Here is a 2,150-nt window from a genome sequence, read left to right on the forward strand (position 1 = left end):
TTTCTTTTATGATTAAAGGGAGTTTGTGTTTATAAAATTAAAAATACTCATAAAGAATATTATATTTTTTCAACTAACTTAAAATGTTATTAATAGACAAATCTTTCTTTTAACGGATTCTTAGTAAACTAAAATTCGATAAAATGCCTAAATTCGTAATATATATTTAAAACATCATGAGAATAGCTATTGTATGTTATCCAACTTTTGGAGGAAGTGGTGTAGTTGCTACGGAACTAGGACTAGAATTAGCCCAACGAGGTCACGAAATTCATTTCATTACCTATAGACAACCTGTACGTTTGGCACTTTTAAGTCCAAATGTGCATTACCATGAAGTTAACGTTCCTGAATATCCATTGTTTCATTATCAACCTTATGAATTAGCACTTTCAAGCAAATTGGTTGATATGGTAAAATTATACAAAATAGAGTTGCTTCATGTACATTATGCCATTCCACATGCTTATGCAGGTTATATGGCAAAACAAATGCTTAAAGATGAAGGAATTTTTATTCCAATGGTTACTACACTTCACGGAACGGATATTACATTGGTAGGAAATCATCCTTTTTATAAACCAGCGGTGAGTTTTAGTATAAATAAATCAGATGTAGTGACTTCAGTTTCAAAGAGTTTAAAAGACGATACTTATAAACTTTTTAATATCAAAAAAGATATTCACGTTATTCCTAATTTTATCGAGCTTAACAAGCATCGAAATGAAAGCAGTATTTCCTGTCAACGTTCAGTGATGGCAAAGAAAGAAGAGCGAATTGTGACGCATATTAGTAATTTTAGAAAAGTAAAAAGAATTCCGGATATTATAAAGATTTTTTATAAAATTCAGCAGCAAATTCCAGCAAAATTAATGATGGTTGGCGATGGACCAGAAAAAATACGAGCTGAGCAATTGTGTGCAGAACTTGGAATTGAAGATAAAGTGATTTTCTTTGGAAATAGTAATGAAATAGATCAAATCTTGTCGTATTCTGATTTGTTTTTACTGCCATCAGAAACAGAAAGCTTTGGACTTGCAGCACTAGAGGCAATGGCTTGGAGCGTTCCAGTTATATCGAGTAATTCTGGAGGTTTGCCCGAAGTAAATTTTGACGGAGTTTCGGGTTATTTAAGCGATGTTGGTAACGTTGATGCAATGGCTGATAATGCTATAAAGATTTTGGAAAGTGAAACTGTTTTGGCAGAATTTAAATCCAATGCACTTAATGTTGCAAAACAATTTGATATAAAAAATATTTTACCATTGTATGAAAAATTATATCAAGAAGCCATAGAAAAAACTCATCAACCTTTATAAAAATATGAAAACAAAAATTGGATTATTCCTTGTAGTTGCACTTTTTTTAAACAGTTGTTCTACAAGTAAAACGGTTGGAAAAGTACCACTTTATGAAGTACTGGTTGTAAATAATGACGGTGGAGCAAATATCAAGTTTTATGAAATATTGACCGAAGCCAACGAAATAATGTTGTTATTAGGTGATGAAACACTCAAGAAAAAAGTAAAAAAAGAAGACGCTCAAAAAAGTAGTTTTATTATTCTAAATGCAGGACCAACAAAAGAAACCTTTAATAGAGCAACGGTTCAAAAAGTGTTAGAAAAAGAAGATGCCATTGAAGTATATATAAAAGACATGCAGAAAAATGTGGAAGCCGATTTAGCTAATGAAAATGTATTTTATCCTTATAGTATTATAAAAATCAATTCGAAGAAGCAAATTGTTATCAAATAAAAAAAAGTCCCAAAAAAATATTTTTTTGGGACTTTTTGATTGTAATAATTGCTAAATTACCATTTGTAACGTATACCTAAAGCGATATCTGGACCAAAACTATCTTCTCTATATTCATCAGAATTGAAATAAATTTCTGGTCTAATGTCTAAAGATAATTGGATTGGAACTTCTTCGAAGTTATATTCAATTCCAATATCTCCAGCAGCAAAAAGAATTGTTCCGCTATCGCTTGTTCCATTCTTGTCAATACTCCAGCTACCAACTCCACCACCAATACCAGCATACCAGTTAAATCCACCATCAATATTCCAAACCCATTGGTATAAACCTGCTAGTTTAAAAGCATCAACATCATTGCTGTTTCTCCATCCTAAATCTAACTCCAAACGGTT

The 2,150-nt window shown here is 31.3% G+C and carries 3 protein-coding genes; 2 read left to right on the forward strand and 1 reads right to left on the reverse strand.

What is annotated here, in order from left to right; translation table 11 throughout:
• The first annotated feature begins 176 nt into the window (after positions 1 to 176).
• Complete coding sequence (bshA, locus tag IAI56_RS15515; protein WP_187658727.1) at positions 177 to 1,319, forward strand: N-acetyl-alpha-D-glucosaminyl L-malate synthase BshA; 1,143 nt, start codon at positions 177 to 179, stop codon at positions 1,317 to 1,319.
• 4 nt (positions 1,320 to 1,323) lie between these two features.
• Positions 1,324 to 1,755, forward strand: coding sequence for a hypothetical protein (locus IAI56_RS15520; protein ID WP_187658728.1), 432 nt, complete (start codon positions 1,324 to 1,326; stop codon positions 1,753 to 1,755).
• A 56-nt stretch (positions 1,756 to 1,811) separates the two neighbouring features.
• Here the strand turns inward: IAI56_RS15520 and IAI56_RS15525 are convergent.
• The coding region (locus IAI56_RS15525; protein ID WP_187658729.1) for a hypothetical protein at positions 1,812 to 2,150 on the reverse strand (339 nt) is incomplete at its 5' end.

It is taken from the genome of Flavobacterium macrobrachii (assembly GCF_014486675.1).
Taxonomy (GTDB): domain Bacteria; phylum Bacteroidota; class Bacteroidia; order Flavobacteriales; family Flavobacteriaceae; genus Flavobacterium; species Flavobacterium macrobrachii.

What these genes read in the sequence shown, in the direction of transcription:
- bshA (WP_187658727.1), top strand. Translation starts at nt 177, where the DNA reads ATGAGAATAGCTATTGTATGTTATCCAACTTTTGGAGGAAGTGGTGTA.
- IAI56_RS15520 (WP_187658728.1), top strand. Translation starts at nt 1,324, where the DNA reads ATGAAAACAAAAATTGGATTATTCCTTGTAGTTGCACTTTTTTTAAAC.